This window comes from Pseudomonas sp. ESBL9, from assembly GCF_036668715.1.
In the GTDB taxonomy this organism is placed as follows: domain Bacteria; phylum Pseudomonadota; class Gammaproteobacteria; order Pseudomonadales; family Pseudomonadaceae; genus Aquipseudomonas; species Aquipseudomonas lundensis.
The window spans coordinates 1,081,055-1,098,902 of record NZ_JAZEVV010000001.1 but is presented as its reverse complement, the minus strand read 5'-3'; the positions used below and the strand labels follow the sequence as shown (position 1 = coordinate 1,098,902).

General features: G+C 59.0%; 15 protein-coding genes. 11 read left to right on the top strand and 4 right to left on the bottom strand.

The features are described from left to right. Positions 1 to 196: 196 nt before the first annotated feature. The 5 genes from V6F78_RS04710 (at position 197) to V6F78_RS04690 (ending at position 6,748) form a co-directional block, all read left to right on the top strand. Positions 197 to 3,694: a response regulator gene (locus V6F78_RS04710; protein ID WP_047293450.1), complete on the top strand. Its 3,498-nt coding sequence runs from the start codon at positions 197 to 199 to the stop codon at positions 3,692 to 3,694. Beyond that, entirely contained in the window at positions 3,695 to 4,510 is an 816-nt protein-coding gene (locus V6F78_RS04705) for a CheR family methyltransferase (protein WP_047293448.1), read from the top strand. Continuing rightward, a complete protein-coding gene (locus V6F78_RS04700) occupies positions 4,510 to 5,112 on the top strand; it encodes a chemotaxis protein CheB (RefSeq protein ID WP_048377581.1) in 603 nt (200 codons plus the stop codon). Before V6F78_RS04705 ends, V6F78_RS04700 begins: the two co-directional genes overlap by 1 nt. Continuing rightward, the gene (locus V6F78_RS04695; protein WP_314400426.1) at positions 5,106 to 6,302 is read left to right on the top strand and encodes a hybrid sensor histidine kinase/response regulator; all 1,197 of its coding nucleotides are present in this window, start codon (positions 5,106 to 5,108) and stop codon (positions 6,300 to 6,302) included. The genes V6F78_RS04700 and V6F78_RS04695 overlap by 7 nt, the downstream gene beginning before the upstream one ends. 68 nt (positions 6,303 to 6,370) lie before the next feature. Next, the gene (locus V6F78_RS04690; RefSeq protein WP_047276657.1) at positions 6,371 to 6,748 is read left to right on the top strand and encodes a response regulator; all 378 of its coding nucleotides are present in this window, start codon (positions 6,371 to 6,373) and stop codon (positions 6,746 to 6,748) included. Positions 6,749 to 6,769: 21 nt separating this feature from the next. Here the strand turns inward: V6F78_RS04690 and V6F78_RS04685 are convergent, their stop codons facing one another. Continuing rightward, a complete protein-coding gene (locus V6F78_RS04685; protein WP_332726719.1) occupies positions 6,770 to 8,443 on the bottom strand; it encodes a response regulator in 1,674 nt (557 codons plus the stop codon). 152 nt (positions 8,444 to 8,595) lie between these two features. Further along, the gene (locus tag V6F78_RS04680; protein ID WP_047293442.1) at positions 8,596 to 9,651 is read right to left on the bottom strand and encodes a tetratricopeptide repeat protein; all 1,056 of its coding nucleotides are present in this window, start codon (positions 9,649 to 9,651) and stop codon (positions 8,596 to 8,598) included. 196 nt (positions 9,652 to 9,847) lie between these two features. Here V6F78_RS04680 and V6F78_RS04675 point away from each other — a divergent pair, with 196 nt between their 5' ends. Together V6F78_RS04675 and pssA are read left to right on the top strand one after the other, a co-directional pair. Next, a complete protein-coding gene (locus tag V6F78_RS04675; protein WP_047293438.1) occupies positions 9,848 to 10,984 on the top strand; it encodes a glycerate kinase in 1,137 nt (378 codons plus the stop codon). A gap of 85 nt (positions 10,985 to 11,069) precedes the next feature. Then, positions 11,070 to 12,413, top strand: coding sequence for a CDP-diacylglycerol--serine O-phosphatidyltransferase (gene pssA / locus V6F78_RS04670; protein ID WP_047293436.1), 1,344 nt, complete (start codon positions 11,070 to 11,072; stop codon positions 12,411 to 12,413). A 118-nt stretch (positions 12,414 to 12,531) separates the two neighbouring features. On the opposite strand, the gene V6F78_RS04665 is transcribed toward pssA, so the two are convergent. After that, complete coding sequence (locus V6F78_RS04665) at positions 12,532 to 12,810, bottom strand: DUF1652 domain-containing protein (RefSeq protein ID WP_047274476.1); 279 nt, start codon at positions 12,808 to 12,810, stop codon at positions 12,532 to 12,534. Positions 12,811 to 13,068: 258 nt separating this feature from the next. On the opposite strand from V6F78_RS04665, the gene V6F78_RS04660 reads away from it, so the two are divergent. From V6F78_RS04660 to V6F78_RS04645, 4 genes are read left to right on the top strand one after another with little or no spacing between them, the layout of a single operon-like run. Then, on the top strand, positions 13,069 to 13,887 hold the full coding sequence (locus tag V6F78_RS04660; protein ID WP_047282642.1) for a helix-turn-helix domain-containing protein: 819 nt from the start codon (positions 13,069 to 13,071) through the stop codon (positions 13,885 to 13,887). A 49-nt stretch (positions 13,888 to 13,936) separates the two neighbouring features. Beyond that, on the top strand, positions 13,937 to 15,343 hold the full coding sequence (locus tag V6F78_RS04655) for an NAD(P)/FAD-dependent oxidoreductase (RefSeq protein WP_332726715.1): 1,407 nt from the start codon (positions 13,937 to 13,939) through the stop codon (positions 15,341 to 15,343). 32 nt (positions 15,344 to 15,375) lie between these two features. Further along, positions 15,376 to 15,717, top strand: a complete 342-nt coding sequence (locus V6F78_RS04650; RefSeq protein ID WP_047293432.1) for a cupin domain-containing protein — start codon at positions 15,376 to 15,378, stop codon at positions 15,715 to 15,717. Between the two features lie 54 nt (positions 15,718 to 15,771). Continuing rightward, positions 15,772 to 16,851, top strand: coding sequence for a polyamine ABC transporter substrate-binding protein (locus V6F78_RS04645; RefSeq protein ID WP_047293430.1), 1,080 nt, complete (start codon positions 15,772 to 15,774; stop codon positions 16,849 to 16,851). Here the strand turns inward: V6F78_RS04645 and V6F78_RS04640 are convergent, their stop codons facing one another. Beyond that, a complete protein-coding gene (locus V6F78_RS04640; protein ID WP_047293586.1) occupies positions 16,852 to 17,835 on the bottom strand; it encodes a 2-hydroxyacid dehydrogenase in 984 nt (327 codons plus the stop codon). Positions 17,836 to 17,848: the final 13 nt, after the last annotated feature.

Here is a 17,848-nt window from a genome sequence, read left to right as displayed (position 1 = left end):
AGTAAGCCGCATCCCCGGACAAGTTCCCGCTGCTGTACGAAAAATATCTTCGAACAAGGTCTGCAAGGATAGCTGTATGTAGTCTTTGAGTCCGTACTTGAGTACGAATTTGTACTGTTTATCGTAAGAAAATAGGTTAATTGCTCGATAATCCGGCAAACTTGCTGTTTTTTAACACTGTTCACGGGCCAGAAAAATGAATGCACCAGCATCGGTTGATGAGCGTAGCTTTCGCAAACTCCTGAGTCGCAACGTCGGTTTGCCCTTGGGTGTGGGCGTGCTCAGCGCCGTTTTGTTTGTGGTGATGATCAGCTATTTGCTGTCGGTCATTCAGTGGCTGCAACACACTGACCGCGTCATCAATAACGCTAACGAGGCGATCAAGCTCACGGTTGATCTTGAAACCGGGATGCGCGGTTATTTGATTACCGGCGACGAGCATTTTCTGGACCCGTACGAAGTGGCCAAACCGCAGATCGCTGCGCAACTGCGTGGCCTGGAAGAACTGGTCAGCGACAATCCGCAGCAGGTGGACCGCCTCAAACGTCTGCAGGCATTGCAAAACGACTGGAGCCGGTACGCTCAGGACATGATTGAGCTGCGTCGCAGCAATGGCGATTACCGTGGCGCCGTGCTATCGGGGCGCGGTAAGCGGTTGACCGATCAAGTGCGCAAGGCCTTCGACGAATTCATTGCCATGGAGCAACAGTTGCGTGTTGAGCGTAACGATGACGTGAGCCGCACCACGTTCCTGGTGATCGGCCTTTACCTGCTGTTTGTGCTGGGACTCAGCGGTTTTCTGGCCTATGTCGGACGCCGCGATCTGGTCAATCTTTCAAAGAGTTACAGCGACACCCTCGACGCACAGGTTAAAAGTGCGCAACGTCTTGAACAGCAGGCCTGGCTGCGCAACGGTCAGACCGAACTGGCTGAACAGGTGCTGGGGCGTCTGACCCTGAACATGCTGGGCCGCAATATTCTGCAGTTCTGCGCGCAGTACTTGGGTTCGGTGGTCGCGGCCGTTTATGTGCGTGAAGACCACGGCGGCCTCAAGCGGGTGGCCAGTTACGGTTTTTCCCGCGAGCAGGAGCTACAAGACCAACTGATTCACAACGACGAGGGGATTGTCGGGCAGGCGGCGCAGCAAGATACCTTGATTCGCCTGGACAATGTGCCCGCCGGTTACTTCAAGGTCAGCTCAGGGCTGGGCGAAGGCAGCCCGCGCAGCGTGCTGGTGGTGCCCACCAGTGACGACGACCGGGTCAACGGCGTGATCGAACTGGGCTTCTTGCGCCCCTTGACCGAGCGTGACATTGAGTTGTTCGAGTTGATTGCCGACAACATTGGCACCTCGATTGAAGCGGCCCGCTACCGTCAGCGTTTGCAGGAAGTGCTGGCCGAAACCCAGCAGCTCAACGAAGAGTTGCAGGTGCAGCAGGAAGAACTCAAGACCGCCAACGAAGAGCTGGAAGAGCAGTCGCGCATTCTTAAAGAGTCCCAGACCCATCTGGAAACCCAGCAGGCTGAACTCGAACAGACCAACGAGCAGTTGGCCGATCAGGCATTGGCATTGGCGGCCCAGCGCGATGCGATGGATCAGAAGAACACGGAGCTAAATCAGGCTCAAGTGCAACTGGAGGAGCGCGCTGAAGAGTTGCAGCGTTCCAGCAAATACAAGTCCGAGTTCCTGGCCAACATGTCTCACGAGCTGCGTACGCCGCTGAACAGCTCGTTGATCCTGGCCAAATTGCTGTCGGAAAACCCGCACGAGAACCTGACTGCCGAACAAGTGAAGTTTGCCGAGTCGATCTACTCGGCGGGCAATGACTTGCTCAATCTGATCAACGACATTCTGGATATCTCCAAAGTCGAAGCCGGCAAGCTTGAAGTGCGCCCGGAAAACACCAGCGTTCCGCGTCTGGTGGACGGTCTGCGAAGCATGTTCCAGCCGCTGGCCGGCGAAAAGGCACTGGATTTCCAGGTCGAGCTGCAACCGGGTACGCCGCCGATGATCTTCACGGATCGTCAGCGCCTGGAGCAGATTTTGAAAAACCTGTTATCCAACGCCATCAAGTTCACCGAAAAAGGCCAGGTCAGCCTCACCGTGTCGCGCCAACCGAACGAGGGCATTGCCTTCACCGTGCGCGATTCGGGAATCGGTATCGCAGCCGAGCAGCAAGAAAGCATCTTCGAGGCGTTCCGTCAGGCAGACGGCACCACCAACCGCCGTTATGGCGGTACGGGTCTGGGGCTGTCGATTTCCCGCGATCTGGCCAACTTGCTGGGTGGTTCGATCAGCGTCACCAGCGAACCGGGTCAGGGCAGTATTTTCACGCTGCTCCTGCCTGAACAGTTCGTCGAACAGGATGAGCCGTACGCCCAGGCCCCAGTGGCGGAGCCGGCCAAAGCCGTGTTCGCTGCTGCGCCGCCAGCCCCGCAACCGGTGATGAATGTGCCGAACGTCGAGATTCCGCGGTTCATGGATGATCGCGAGAAAGCACCGTTTACCACGCGCTGCATTCTGGTGATTGAGGACGAGCCCAACTTTGCCCGCATCCTCTTCGACCTGGCCCATGAGCTGGGCTATCACTGCCTGGTGGCCCACGGTGCCGATGAAGGCTTCAGCCTGGCGGCCGAGTTCATCCCGGATGCAATCTTGCTGGACATGCGCCTGCCCGACCATTCCGGCCTGACGGTGTTGCAGCGTCTCAAGGAGCTGGCGCCGACCCGGCACATTCCGGTGCACGTGATTTCTGTTGAAGACCGCGTTGAAGCGGCCATGCACATGGGCGCCGTAGGGTATGCGGTCAAACCCACCACCCGCGAAGAGCTCAAGGACGTGTTCGCACGCCTTGAAGCCAAGCTCACGCAGAAGGTCAAACGCGTATTGCTGGTCGAAGATGATGACCTGCAACGTGACAGCATTGCCCGCCTGATCGGCGACGATGACATCGAAATCACCGCCGTTGGTTACGCGCAGGAAGCCCTGGACCTGTTGCGCACCCACATCTACGACTGCATGGTCATCGACCTCAAACTGCCGGACATGCTGGGCGGCGACTTGCTCAAGCGCATGTCCACCGAAGACATCTGCTCGTTCCCGCCAGTGATTGTGTACACCGGTCGTAACCTGACCCGCGATGAAGAGGCCGAGCTGCGCAAGTACTCGCGTTCGATCATCATCAAAGGCGCCCGCTCCCCGGAGCGCCTGCTCGATGAGGTGACTTTATTTCTGCACAAAGTCGAATCCCAGTTGTCCCATGAACGTCAAACCATGCTTAAGACCGCGCGTAGTCGGGACAAAGTGTTTGAAGGGCGCAAAATTTTGCTGGTCGATGACGATGTACGAAACATCTTCGCCCTGACCAGCGCGCTGGAGCATAAGGGCGCCATTGTGGTCATTGGCCGAAATGGCCATGAGGCGATCGAGCGCTTGAACGAAGAGGATGATATCGATCTGGTGCTCATGGACGTCATGATGCCCGAGATGGACGGTTACGAAGCCACTGTTGAAATTCGCAAAAACCCGCGCTGGCGCAAGCTGCCGATCATTGCTGTCACGGCCAAGGCCATGAAAGACGATCAGGAGCGCTGCCTGCAAGCCGGGTCCAATGACTACCTGGCCAAACCGATTGACCTGGATCGCCTGTTTTCGCTGATCCGGGTCTGGTTGCCCAAAATGGAACGTATTTAAGTGCCGCGAAACACCGATATTGAACTACGTCTGCTGATTGAAGCGATCTATCTCAAATACAGCTATGACTTTCGTGATTACTCCGGTGCTTCGGTCAAGCGCCGGGTGCATCACGCCATGCGCCAATTCGACTGCAATACCATCTCGGCGTTGCAGGAGCGGGTGCTGCACGACCCGACCGCGTTCATGCAGTTATTGCAGTACTTGACGATCCCGGTCAGTGAGATGTTTCGCGATCCCGAGCATTTTTTGGCGCTGCGTCAGGAAGTGGTGCCGATCCTCAGAACCTACCCGTCGCTGAAAATCTGGATCGCAGGGTGCAGCACGGGCGAAGAGGTCTACTCCATGGCCATCCTGTTGCGCGAAGAGGGGCTGCTGGACCGCACAATCATTTATGCCACCGACATCAATCCGCGTTCGCTGGAAAAGGCCAAGCAGGGGATCTTCTCCCTCGAAAACATCCGCGGCTACACCCAGAACTACCTGAAGGCTGGCGGCCAGCGCGAGTTCTCGGAGTACTACACAGCGGCCTATGACTACGCAATTTTCGACAAAAGCTTGCGCGAGAACGTGACGTTCGCCGACCACAGCCTGGCGACCGACAGCGTGTTCTCAGAAACACATTTAATTTCATGCCGTAACGTACTGATTTATTTCAATAAAAGTTTGCAGAATCGGGCGTTTGGATTGTTTCACGACTCCTTGTGCCACCGTGGCTTCTTGATGCTGGGCAGTAAAGAGACGCTGGACTTCTCGGACTACAGCAAGCAATTCACGCCTGTGCTCAAGCAAGAGCGGATTTACCGCAAGCTATGATGAACGAGCCTGAAACGTTCATTGGCCTGCGGCAGGTCGACGCCGTCGTGGTCGGTGCGTCCGCCGGGGGTGTTGAAGCCTTGTTGACGATTTTTGCGGACCTGCGGCAAGGCTTTCGCTTGCCGCTGATTGTGGTGCTGCACCTGCCCGATGAGCGCCGCAGTCAGTTGGCGCAAGTGTTTGCACGACGCTTGTCGATCAAGGTCAAAGAAGCCGCCGACAAGGACATGATTGAACCGGGAACGCTCTATTTTGCGTCGCCAGGCTATCACCTGTCGGTGGAACGCGATGGCAGTTTTTCATTGAGTCAGGAGGCGCGGGTGCATTATTCGCGGCCCTCGATTGATTACTTATTTGAGTCCGCGGCAGACACGTACGAAGCGCGTCTGGCTGCGATTTTACTGACTGGCGCCAATCAGGACGGTGCTCAGGGGATTGCCACAGTCAAGCAATCGGGCGGTTTGACCATCGTTCAAGACCCTGAAGAAGCCTTGGTTTCCACCATGCCGCAAGCGGCACTGGACCGTATGGAACCGGACTACATCCTCCCTTTGCGCGGCATCGGCCGTCTGCTTGTCGAGCTGGAACGAATCGAATGCTAGTAAGTGATATTCAAGCCAAGCTGCTGATCGTCGATGATCTGCCAGAAAACCTGCTGGCACTGGAAGCGTTGATCAAGCGCGAAGACCGCGCCGTCTACAAGGCCCTGTCAGCCGACGAGGCGCTGTCGTTGCTGCTGCAACATGAATTTGCGTTGGCCATTCTGGACGTGCAGATGCCGGGCATGAACGGCTTCGAGCTGGCCGAAATGATGCGCGGCACCGAAAAAACCAAAAATATTCCCATCGTGTTTGTCAGCGCCGCAGGGCGCGAAATGAATTACGCCTTCAAGGGCTACGAAAGCGGCGCGGTGGATTTCCTGCACAAGCCGCTGGATATTCACGCGGTCAAAAGCAAGGTCAATGTGTTCGTTGACCTGTACCGCCAGCGAAAAGCAGTCAAGCAGCAAGTCGAAGCCCTGGAGCAAAGTCGCCGCGAGCAGGAAGTGCTGCTGGCGCAGTTGCAGGTCACTCAAGGCGAGCTGGAGCACGCCGTGCGCATGCGCGACGATTTCATGTCCATCGTCTCCCATGAAGTGCGTACGCCGCTCAACGGGCTGATCCTGGAAACCCAGCTGCGCAAAATGCACCTGGCCCGGGACAACGCCGCAGCCTTTACCCTGGACAAAATGAAGGCCATGGTGGAACGCGATGAGCGCCAGATCCAAAGCCTGATTCGCCTGATCGAAGACATGCTCGACGTGTCGCGCATTCGCACCGGCAAACTGTCAATCAGGCCGGGGCAGTTCGATTTGTCGCGTTTGGTGAACACGCTGGTGGAAACCTTTGCGCCACAGATCAGCGCGGCTCAGTCGAGTGTCAATCTGAGTGCTGACAGTCCGGTCGTCGGGCTGTGGGATGAGTTTCGCATCGAACAGGTGGTGTCGAACCTGCTGACCAATGCGTTGCGCTATGGGGCCAAAAGCCCGATTGATGTTTCAGTGTATGTCGAAGGCGAGAACGCCATCGTGGAAGTCCGCGATCAGGGCATTGGCATCAGCGAAGAAAACCAGCAACGCATTTTCCAGCAGTTTGAGCGGGTATCAGCCAAGCATGCCGTGGCCGGGCTGGGGCTTGGGTTGTTCATTTCCGAGCAGATTGTGGCGGCCCACGGCGGCAAAATCACCGTACAAAGTGCCCTGGGTGAGGGCGCTGTATTCCGGGTCAGCCTGCCATTGGCGCAAAACGCGTAAATTAGCCGCAACCTATGGCCGACCCCATGGTCGTATTGGCAGCATTTGCAGCAATTAAGGTTTCCCCCATGAGTGAAGATGCACAAGATGTGGTTCTGATTGTCGAAGACGACCCTTCGATCCTGATGGTCTTGTCCGCCTATTTGTCAGGCGAAGGCTATCGCGTGTTGCAGGCCGAAAACGGTGAGCAGGCCTTTGAGATCCTGGCCAGCAAGCCGCATCTGGACCTGATGGTCACGGACTTTCGGCTGCCGGGCGGTATTTCCGGGGTACAGATCGCCGAGCCTGCGGTCAAACTGCGGCCGGACCTGAAAGTGATTTTTATCAGCGGTTACCCGCAGGAAATACGCGAGACGGACAGCCCCATCACGCGCAAGGCGCCCATTATGGGCAAGCCGTTCGATCTGGATAAGCTCAAAGAAATCATCCAGAACCAGCTGGTCTGACATCCGCTTGATAAAGAGGATTCAGGCCAGCAGCATCTCATTCACCTTGGCCGTCAGCAGGTCAAAGGTGAAGGGCTTGGTAATCAACTGCATGCCTTCATCCAGAAAACCGCCACGCGCAGTCGCATGCTGTGCGTATCCGGTGATGAACAGCACCTTGAGGTCCGGGCGCGCCTGACGACTGATCTCGGCCAACTGGCGGCCGTTCATGCCCGGCAGTCCCACATCGCTGATCAATAAATCAATGGTTTGCGCCGACTCGATAATGGGCAGTGCAGCATTCGCATCTTCGGCGCTGAGCACCGTGTAGCCGTGTTCTCGCAGCACTTCGATCACCAGGCTGCGCACTGCGTTGTCATCTTCAACCACCAGCAGCGTTTTTTCGGCGTTGGCGGCCGTTTCTGCCTGTGACAGGCCTTGCGCGCTAAGCTCGCCGCTGCTGCCGTTACAGCGCGGTAAAAACAATTGCACCGTGGTGCCGCTGCGTTCCTGGCTGATGATGCGCACATGGCCGCGTGACTGTTTGCAGAACCCATAAATCATCGACAACCCGAGGCCGGTGCCCTGACCGATGGGTTTGGTGGTGAAAAACGGGTCGAAGGCGCGTTTGAGCGTGCTTTCTTGCATGCCGCAGCCATTGTCGCTAGCGCTGAGCACGATGTAGTCGCCGGGGGTGAAGTGCCCGTTGGCTTCGCTGAAGGCGGTATCAACCTGCACGTTGTATGTCTTGACGGTGAGGTGACCGTCTTCGGGCATGGCATCGCGGGCGTTGGACACCAAATGCAGCAACGCGTTTTCCAACTGCTGCGGGTCAACGTCGGCGATCCACAGGTTGTTATCGGCTTCCAGGGTGAGTTGGGTGGACGGGGCGAGGTTTTGTTCCAGCAACGCCCGCTGCGCCAGCAGCCACTCGCTGATCATGGTGGGTTTGGAGTCCAGTGACTGGCGCCGCGAGAACGCCAGCAGTCGATGGGTGAGCCCCGCCGCACGGTTGGCGGAGGTCACGCCCATGTCGATAAGGCGGTCCAGCTCATCGAGCTTGCCCCGGGCCACCTTGCGCCGCAGCAATTCCATGCTGCCGATAATCCCGGCCAGCATGTTATTCAAGTCGTGGGCAATGCCCCCGGTGAGTTGTCCGACGGCTTCCATTTTTTGCGCGTGGCGCACGTCGTCGTTATGTTGCAGGGCTTTCTTGACGCGACGATCTACTTCCAAATCAATGGCTTGCAGCGTGTTCTTAATAAAGTTGTCACGTTCGCTGAGGCGGTGGGTGCAATCCCTGGCGGCGTATTGCTGTTTGCGCGTGCGCAACGCGTTTTTTGACAGGCACAGCAACTGCGCATGCGACCAGGGTGAGGCCACGAAAAAAGCGTTACCCAATTGTTCGCTCAGGTGGCTCAACTGAAGGTCCGACCAGTGAGGTTCAGCGGTCAGCACGATGACGGCCAGATCCGACCAGTCGGGTTGTTGCAACAGCACATCGCTCAGTTGCTCGAAGGCCTCAGACTGTCGCGAGTCGGCTTCGACTATCAACAATCCGGCACCTTGTTGCAGGGCCGGGTGCAGGTGGTCCATGCAGGCCAGTTCAAAACCGTTCACGCCGCCTGAAGCCAGTTGGTGCAGATCAACCGACTTTTCTAGCCCGGGGCACGTGAGAATCAGGGCGCGCTCCTCGGTGGGTCCCAGTGCAATCACAGAATTTCCCGCCTATTGATACTCGACTCAAAAATTACCCGCATGTATGCGGCTATATGGTCTTGACCTTGAGCCATCGTGGCGGTTCAACGTTTTGAAATATATATTCAAATGCATCTATTCGAAGGCCCTGGAATCACCCAAAAAAGAGCCTATAGCCCTTGCTGCAGCGCGGGGTCGTCGGGGTTTTGTTGTTCCAGTTGGGCCAGCAGCACCTGCACGTTTTGCAGTTGCCCCGACTCCTTCCAGTACCGGATCAACAGTACCCGAGCCTTGCGATTGGCGGGTTGGCGTTGCAGTAACTCTTCGAGCTGGCGCTGCGCCGCTTCGAGTTGGTCCAAGTCGTGCAGGGCGATGGCCAGTGTGTAGCGATAGTCGCTGTTGTCAGGTTCCAGCTCGACGGCCTTGGCCAGCCCGAGCAGGGCATATTCGGTTTGCCCGTGATTGTGCAGCCAGATGCCCAATGCATGCTGTAAATAGGCCGAATCAGGGTGCGCCTCCAACTGCTGCGCCAGCAACTCGCGGGCGCGGTCGCTTTGGCCGCGTTTATCGAGCAGCTCCACGCGTGCGACCACGGCCTTGAGGTTGTCCGGCTCAAGGTGGGTGACTTTTTCCAGCGCCGCTTGTGCCTCGTCCAACTGACCTTCGTGCAGGTACAAGCGTGCGAGCTGGCCCTGGGCCTGGGCGCTGTCGGGCTGGGTCTTGAGCGTGCGCTCATATTCGTCAATCACGTGCTGCAGTGGGCCGAAGTACACCCCTTGTTCATCGGGGGACAAACCCAGCAAGGCGTTGGCCGCGGCAAACCGCACGCTTTGCTCCGGGTCGTCGAGGATCGGGCCGAGCAGCAACGTGCGTTGCGCCCCTGGCACCAGCCCGACAATGCTCTGGATGGCGGCTTCGCGTACCAGCGCAGACGGGTGATGCAAGTCGGCATCGGCCAGTTTCAGGGCGTGCGGGCTGGGGTAGTTGGGCAGTTCGGCGTGCAGGCTGGCGCGGCGTATGTCGGACAAGTCCGTGCGGGCCAATTGTTGGTACAGCACACGGGCAGCGCCGGGCTGGCCATTATGTGCTTGCTCCAGGGCCTGAGCGTAACTGTGATTGAGGTTGGTCGGGGTGACAGTGGCCGCAGGGCGCATCCAGAACCACAGGCAGGTGGCAACGACGGCGGACGCCAGGCTGAGCAACAGGTAGCGATGGGGCTTTAGCATGCAAATTCCAGAAGCAGGCGTGCGTAATGAGCGCCAGCTTCGGCCAGTGTGGCGTGCGAGTCAAACCCTTGTCCGGCTGAAGGCGCCAGGCTTGTGAAAATGTACAACAAAGGTCGTAATCCCTTGTGCAGCGGCCTGGCGTGTTTGCGCGCCGATACTGGCAGCATGAATGGCATAAGAACTGGAGATTCGTCTGATGAAAATCGTCATTGCCCCTGACTCGTTCAAAGACAGCCTGAGTGCGGAAAAAGTCGCTGATGCCATTGCGGCCGGCCTGGCCGACGTGTTGCCCCATGCGCAGTTGATTAAATGCCCCATGGCCGATGGAGGCGAAGGCACGGTTGACGCCATCGTGGCGGCCGGTAATGGCCAACTGCGCCGAGAGCAGGTGCAAGGGCCGTTGGGTGAGCCGGTTTACGCCAACTGGGGCTGGTTGCCGGAAACCCGCACCGCGATCATCGAAATGGCGGAGGCCAGCGGTTTGCAATTGGTGGCCCTGGAGCAGCGCGATGCGTGTGTCAGCAGCACCTATGGCACCGGTGAGCTGATCAAGGCCGCGCTAGAGGCGGGCGCCCAACGCATCATCCTGGCCATTGGCGGCAGTGCCACCAATGATGCCGGGGCGGGTGCCTTGCAGGCGCTGGGGCTTGGGCTGTTTGATGCGCAGGACCGCGCGCTGCCGCATGGCGGTCTGGCGCTGGCACAACTGGCGCGCATTGACCTGCAAGGGCTGGACCCGCGCCTGGTCGACGTGCGCTTTGAAATCGCCGCAGACGTCAACAATCCGCTGTGTGGCGAACATGGGGCTTCGGCTATTTTCGGTCCGCAAAAAGGCGCCTCACCGGCACAGGTGCAGCAATTGGACCACGCGTTGGGGCATTTTGCCGATCACTGCGCCAAGGTGCTGCCCAAGGACGTGCGTGACGAGCCGGGTTCAGGGGCTGCGGGCGGTCTGGGGTTTGCTGCCAAAGCGTTTTTCGGCGCGCAGTTTCGGGCCGGCGTGGACGTGGTGGCCGAGCTGGTCAACCTCAACGAGGCCGTACAAGGCGCTGCGCTGGTGATCACCGGCGAAGGCCGTTTTGACGCGCAGACCCTGCGCGGTAAAACGCCGTTCGGGGTGGCGCGCATCGCCCGCAGCAATGGCGTACCGGTGGTGGTGTTGGCCGGCACCTTGGGGGAGGGGTATCAAGCGTTGTACGAGCACGGCATCCATGCCGCGTTTGCTGTGGCCAGTGGCCCGATGACGCTGGACTACGCCTGCGCCCATGCGTCGCAGTTACTGACCGATCGGGCGCGGGACATTGCGCGACTGTGGAGCCTGGGTCGCCAATAAGGCGTGGGGTCGAAGCGAGGTTACTGCTTGAAACACAGAATCGTGTAAGCTTCGCGGTTATTTGTATTCGACCTTAGCGAGCCCTATGCCGTCGCTCTTCAAACGCTCTCTGCTGCCCAAGTTGCGCAGCTTTCCGTTGTCCGCCGACGCGTTCAGCATTCTGCCCGGTGCGGCCGATTTTCGGCGTTGCCTGCTGGAGCACATCGCCAATGCCCGCCAGCGCATCACGCTGGTGGCGTTGTACCTGCAACAGGATGAAGCCGGTCAGGAAATCCTTGATGCCCTGCACGCCGCGAAAGCGGCCCGACCTGAGCTTGAAATCGTGGTCATGGTGGATTGGCTGCGAGCCCAGCGCGGACTGATCGGTGCGGGCAAGCAGCCGGGCAATGCCGCCTGGTATCAGGCCCAGACGCAAGCCCATGACACCCACGTGCCGATTTACGGTGTGCCTGTGCAAACCCGCGAGTTGTTCGGCGTGCTGCACCTCAAGGGCTTCATCATTGATGACTGCGTGATCTACAGCGGCGCCAGTCTCAACAATGTGTACCTGCACAAGTTCGACAAGTACCGGTTCGACCGCTACCACGTGCTCAATAACAAGCCGCTGGCCGATTCCATGCAGCACTTCATCGAGCATGACCTGATCCAGACCAAGGCCGTGCACCGTCTGGACCTGCCGACGCTACCGAGCACGCGCAGCCTGCGGTCGGCCATCGGGGATTTACGCAGTCGCCTGAAAAAAGCCAGTTACGACACCCGCCAAGGCACGGTCGGCCACTTTGGTCTGTCGGTCAGCCCGTTGTTGGGCGTGGGCAAAAACAACCCGTTGAGCCGGGTTATTTGCGAATTGATCGCCAGCAGCCAGCAGCAACTGACCATTTGCACACCGTATTTCAACTTGCCGTTGCCGGTGACCCGCGAAATCAATCGCGCGCTGGAGCGTGGGGTGCGCATCGACATCGTGGTGGGCGACAAAACGGCCAATGACTTTTACATCCCGCCTAGCGAACCCTTCAAGGTGATTGCGGCGTTGCCGTACTTGTATGAGCTGAGCTTGCGCCGCTTTGCCAAGAGCCACCAGGCGATGATCGACAGTGGCCTGCTGAACCTGCACCTGTGGCGCGATGGCGACAACACGTACCACCTCAAGGGCATGTGGGTGGACGATCGTTACACCTTGCTGACAGGCAACAACTTGAACCCGCGCGCGTTCAGGCTGGACCTGGAAAACGGCTTGCTGATCGATGACCCGCGCCGCGAGTTACTGGAACCGCGCCGCAAAGAACTGGACGTGATCTTTGCCCACACCACGCGCATTGACACGTTCAGGCAGCTCGAAACCCTGACCGATTACCCGCCTGCCGTCGCCAAGTTCCTGCGCCGCGTCAGCCGCGTGCGGATCGAGCGCCTGTTGTACCGGATACTCTGACCCGCCCGCGCACGCCCCCTGCCGACAGGGGGGCGACAAAGGTGGGGTGAGGGGGAGGTAGCAAAGGTTACGCCGGGGTCAGAAATGTTCGCGAAAGCGTGTCAGCAAACGGTTTGGCTCACGCCAGTTCTTGCCATGCTTGTGGCGGGACAAAGCTCTCAAGCTCGTCTTCCACGGACTGGATGATGCGCGCCACTTCGGTGGTGGTCATGACGGTGGCGCACGGGATACCGGCGATGGCGATCACGGTCTCGCCGCTGGCCCGGTCAAACAGCCGGGCAATCATGCTGCGCGGGGCGTCCATGGTGGCTTCGAAGCCCATCGGATGGAAATGCCAGCGCATTAATTGGCAGGCATTGGGAAATGTCACTTTCGTGGTATTGCTCACCGGTTTCATCGAGCGCTTCCTTTTGCTCAGTGGGTGTGCGGTCTCGGGTCGCCCCGGCCGCGTGTATGTGCGAGCGTTTCGTGTTCAAACCTAGCATTGTGCTCCCGGCACGATAAGGGTTTTGTGCCCAACGGGCCCATTGATTCGCCAGGCTTTGATGCAAATCATGCACTGAAGCGTTTTAGCGGTGCGGGGTGTACCCGTGCTTGACCATTGAAGCGCGCTCATAAACTCGGCACTCTGTGTTTTATTTCACCGAGCCTTGCCATGTTTGCCCCTGAAGACGGCCCCGAGCAGACCCGCGCCACCGGTGATACGGTCATGCGTTACCACTTGTGCTGGAAACACCGCGATCTTGACGGGGTGATGGCACTTTACCACCCCGGTGTCGTGTACCACGACTTCTTCCAGAATCGGGTGATGGGTTTTACCCAATTGCGTGACTACGTTCAAGCGTCCATGCCCCGTGCAGCGGATGAGGCCCTGGAGCACAGTGACCGCATTCGCCTGGACGGCAACACGGCATTCATTCAGTACCGCATCACCCTGCGAGGTAGCCACGGGCTGGTGTCATTCAGGGCCAGCGAAGCCATCACGGTGCGCGACGGTCTGATCTGGCACGTCAATGAATACGCATCGCTGGTGCACGAAACCCCTGAAAACCCCGCCGGGCAAACCCCGATACGGCCTGCGGTCAGTCGCCTGGGCCTGTCAGCCCGGCAGCTGAGCTTTATGGCTCGGGACCTGCAAACCTATTTCGAGCGCCAGCAACCTTACCTCGACCCCGCGCTGGACCTGCAACACGTCGCCAACGCCTGTGGCTATACGCGTAACCAGATGTCGTATTTGCTCAATCAAGTGCTGGGACAAAGCTTCTATCGCTACGTGAATCAGGCACGTCTGCGCCATGTATTGGCCGCCATGGACGCCGCCGTGTCGCCTCTTAAAGTAGACGAGGTGGCCTTTGCCGCGGGCTTTAACTCGCTGTCGGCGTTCTACAGCTGTTTTCGTCGGCACACCGGGCAATCACCCAAGGCTTATGCGCGGCACATTTCTTTGCGGGCACGCGCGCAAGACGTACCTTGAGAACAGGCGCTAGGATCGCTCCATTCCTGAAAACAGTGTGGAGACCGCAATGCCAGCCTGGCGCTCAATCAGCTTATGGATGGACCAACTCGCGGACGACCTCACAGCGCGCCCATCGCTTGAGCACGATCTGGACATAGACGTGGTGATTGTGGGGGCCGGGTACACCGGGTTATGGACCGCCTATTACCTTAAGCGCCATGCGCCCGAACTGAGCATTGCCATCCTCGAAGCGCAAACGGCGGGTTTTGGCGCATCTGGGCGGAATGGTGGTTGGCTGATGGGCAACTTGCTGGGCGAGTACCGCATGCTCGCCGGTCTGTCGGTGGAGCAACGGCGTCAGTCCTACCGCTTGCTGCATGGGATTCCCGATGAAGTCAAACAGGTCATTGATCGCGAAGGCATCGACTGCGATTACCGTAAAGGCGGTGCCTTGTTCTGTGCCGCGCGCTACCCCGAGCAGGCCTCCACCTTGCGTCAGTATTTGACGGCACTTCACGCTCAAGGTCTCAACGACGCGGATTACCGCTGGTTAGAGCCTGCTGAACTGGCGCAGCAGTTGCGCATTGCCACGCCGTACGGTGCGATTTTCACCCCGCACGTTGCCACGATTCAGCCCGCCAAACTGGTACGTGGGCTGGCCCGGGCGGTTGAGCGCATGGGCGTGAGGATCTTCGAGCAAAGCCCGGTCACGGCGTGGCAACCCGGCCATGTGCGCACCGCCCATGCACACGTCAGGGCGCGCTGGGTCGTGCCCGCGGTTGAAGGCTATGCCAACACCCTGGCGCCGTTGGGGCGTTATCAATTGCCGGTGCAGAGCCTGATCGTCGCCACGGCGCCGCTGCCTGAAGCCGTGTGGGATGAAATCGGGCTGTCGGCCGGTCAGGCGTTCAGCGAAAACAGCCGCCAGGTGACGTACGGGCAGCGTACCCACGACAACCGCCTGGTGTTTGGCGCGCGTGGCGGCTATCAGTTTGGGGGGCGTTTGCGGCACGACTTCAACCTGACTCAGGCTGAAATCGAGGTGCGCCGCTACCTCTTCACCGAGCTTTTTCCGGCGCTCAAGGATGTGCACATCAGCCACGTGTGGGGCGGCAATCTGGGCATGGCGCGGCGTTTTCAGCCGCACATGCTCTGTGACCGTCCACACGGTATTGCCTTGTCCGGCGGTTATGGCGGGGAGGGCGTAGGCGCGAGCCATTTGGGCGGGCGCACCCTCGCGGACCTGATCTTGCAGCGCGACACCCTTGAGGTGCAGCAGCCTTGGGTGCTGACCGCCGGTGGTCTCAACGCGCTCAAAGCGTGGGAGCCGGAGCCGTGCCGCTGGTTGGGTTACAACGCCGTTATCCGCAGTTTTGTCTACGAAGACCAGACCCTGGCCAACCCGCATGCCGCCCCTTGGCGGCGGGGGTTCGCCCGGGGGCTGGCCAATGTGATGGAAGGTTTTATGCAGTAACCCCCCCCTTTGGCACCCACAAGGAACGCTCCATGAGCATCACTCACTTCAAAAACACCGCCCACGTGGCGCTGCAAACCTCCTCACCCGTGGCGGTGCCCCTCGGCACCCTGGTGGCCGAGACCTCAGTGACCTGTGTCGAGCGCACTGACGGCGTTGAAACCGGGATATGGGCGTGCACGCCGGGCCGCTGGCGGCGGCAGATCGTGGCGCAAGAATTCTGTCATTTCATTGAAGGGCGCTGCACATTTACCCCCGATGACGGGGAAATCCTTCACATAGAAGCGGGCGATGCACTGATGTTGCCGGCCAACAGCACCGGGGTCTGGGACATCCAGCAAACCGTGCGCAAGACCTATGTTTTGATCCTTTGATCACCGAACCCTGCCCATAAAAACAGCGACACACAATACGCAAGGAATCGAATCATGATCCGCATCGCCCTGTTGCCCCTGATGCTGGCTGGCACGTTGTGCCAGGCGGCCGAGACCGTGAAAATTTACAACTGGTCCGACTACATCGCCCCCGACACGCTGAAAAACTTCACGCGTGACACGGGCATTGCGTTCAGCTACGACGTGTACGACAGCAATGAAACGCTGGATGGCAAATTGATGACCGGCCAATCCGGTTATGACGTGGTGTTTCCGTCCAACCATTTCATGGCGCGGCAGATACAGGGCGGGGCGCTGAAAAAACTCGACAAGGACCAATTGCCGAACTGGAAGAACCTCAACCCGGCGTTGCTCAAGGCCTTGCAAGTCAATGACCCCGGCAATGAGCACGGTTTCCCTTACTTATGGGGCAGCACCGGGATTGGCTACAACGTTGCCAAGGTCAAGGCCGTGTTGGGGGAGAACGCGCCTGTGGACTCCTGGGACTTGATTTTCAAGCCCGAAAATATGGAGAAACTCAGCAAGTGCGGGGTGGCGATTCTCGACAATGGCCCTGAAGTCTTGCCGGCCGCGCTCAACTACCTGGGGCTGCCCCACCACAGCAAAAGCCCCGAAGACTATAAAAAGGCCGAAGCCATGCTGATGAAGGTGCGTCCTTATATCAGTTACTTTCACTCCTCGAAGTACACCAGCGATCTGGCTAACGGCAATATTTGCGTCGCCGTGGGGTTTTCCGGGGACATCCTGCAAGCCGAAACCCGTGCCAAAGAAGCCGGGAATGGCATCGATATCGGCTATTCGATCCCTAAAGAAGGCGCCGCCATCTGGTTTGACATGGTGGCCATGCCCGCCGATGCGCCGGATGAAAAAGCCGCCTACCGCTTCATGAATTACTTGCTGCGGGCGGACGTGATGGCAGGGATCAGCAACTACGTGCACTACGCCAACGGCAACGCGCAGGCCGATGCGCTGGTCAACCCCGAAATAAAGGCAGACACCAAGGTCTACCCGACGCCGCAAATGCTGCAGACGCTGTTCGCCCTCCAAGCCATGCCGCTCAACATCGACCGTGTGCGCACGCGCCTGTGGACCCGAATCAAGGCCGGGGAATGATCAGCGGCCCTGGTCAAATGCGCTTGGGTTGACCAGATTGGGCGGGCGCTGCCCGTCCAGAGCGGCCAGCAGGTTGTCCACGGCGCAGCGGGCCATGGCTTCGCGGGTTTCAATGGTGGCCGAGCCGATATGCGGGGTGGCCACCACGTTATCCAGCGTCAGTAAGGGCGAGGCCGGGTCCAGCGGTTCGCGTTCAAACACATCCAGCCCCGCGCCGCGAATCTGCCCCTGCTGCAAGGCGTGGATCAACGCGGCTTCATCGACCACTTTGCCCCGTGAAATGTTGATGAAAATACTGTCGGTACGCATCAGTGCGAATTGCTCTGCGCCGATCAGACCTTGGGTTTCGGCGGTCAATGGCAGTGTCAGGCAAATGAAGTCCGCCTCTTGCAGCAACGCCTTGAGGCTGCGGTAGCGGGCGCCAAATCGGGCCTCGACCGCCGGTTTTGGCGAGTGACTGTGATAGATCACCGGCATGCCGAAGCCAAAGTGCCCCCGTTGCGCCAACGCCTCGCCAATGCGGCCCATGCCAATGATGCCCAAGGTTTTGCCATGCACATCGGTGCCGAAATGTTCCGGCCCGATGTTTTTTTGCCATTGCCCGTTGCGCACGCGAATCGCCAGCTCCACCACGCGGCGGGCGCTGGCCAATATCAAGGCAAACCCGGTATCGGCCGTGGTTTCGGTCAGCACGTCCGGAGTGTTGGTCAAAAGAATGTGGCGCGCAGTGAGGTAGTCCAGGTCGTAGTTATCGATGCCCACGGACACGCTGGCAATGGCTTCGAGCCTGGGCGCCAGATCCAGCCACTGCGCGTCCAGTTTCAGGCTGGCCCCCAATAAGCCCTGCGCCTGGGGTAACGCCGCACGCAATTGATCCAGCCCTTGGGCATCCAGCCGCTCGATCAGCGTGACGTCGGCGCGATCTTGCAAGCGCTGCATCAAGGGCGCGGAGAGTGTTTTGTAAAGCACGACATGTTTTTTCAACGCAATCACCAAC

What these genes read in the sequence shown, in the direction of transcription:
- V6F78_RS04655 (WP_332726715.1), top strand. Translation starts at nt 13,937, where the DNA reads ATGCCAGCCTGGCGCTCAATCAGCTTATGGATGGACCAACTCGCGGAC.
- V6F78_RS04695 (WP_314400426.1), top strand. Translation starts at nt 5,106, where the DNA reads ATGCTAGTAAGTGATATTCAAGCCAAGCTGCTGATCGTCGATGATCTG.
- V6F78_RS04700 (WP_048377581.1), top strand. Translation starts at nt 4,510, where the DNA reads ATGAACGAGCCTGAAACGTTCATTGGCCTGCGGCAGGTCGACGCCGTC.
- V6F78_RS04710 (WP_047293450.1), top strand. Translation starts at nt 197, where the DNA reads ATGAATGCACCAGCATCGGTTGATGAGCGTAGCTTTCGCAAACTCCTG.
- V6F78_RS04645 (WP_047293430.1), top strand. Translation starts at nt 15,772, where the DNA reads ATGATCCGCATCGCCCTGTTGCCCCTGATGCTGGCTGGCACGTTGTGC.
- pssA (WP_047293436.1), top strand. Translation starts at nt 11,070, where the DNA reads ATGCCGTCGCTCTTCAAACGCTCTCTGCTGCCCAAGTTGCGCAGCTTT.
- V6F78_RS04680 (WP_047293442.1), bottom strand. Translation starts at nt 9,651, where the DNA reads ATGCTAAAGCCCCATCGCTACCTGTTGCTCAGCCTGGCGTCCGCCGTC.
- V6F78_RS04660 (WP_047282642.1), top strand. Translation starts at nt 13,069, where the DNA reads ATGTTTGCCCCTGAAGACGGCCCCGAGCAGACCCGCGCCACCGGTGAT.
- V6F78_RS04690 (WP_047276657.1), top strand. Translation starts at nt 6,371, where the DNA reads ATGAGTGAAGATGCACAAGATGTGGTTCTGATTGTCGAAGACGACCCT.
- V6F78_RS04650 (WP_047293432.1), top strand. Translation starts at nt 15,376, where the DNA reads ATGAGCATCACTCACTTCAAAAACACCGCCCACGTGGCGCTGCAAACC.
- V6F78_RS04665 (WP_047274476.1), bottom strand. Translation starts at nt 12,810, where the DNA reads ATGAAACCGGTGAGCAATACCACGAAAGTGACATTTCCCAATGCCTGC.
- V6F78_RS04675 (WP_047293438.1), top strand. Translation starts at nt 9,848, where the DNA reads ATGAAAATCGTCATTGCCCCTGACTCGTTCAAAGACAGCCTGAGTGCG.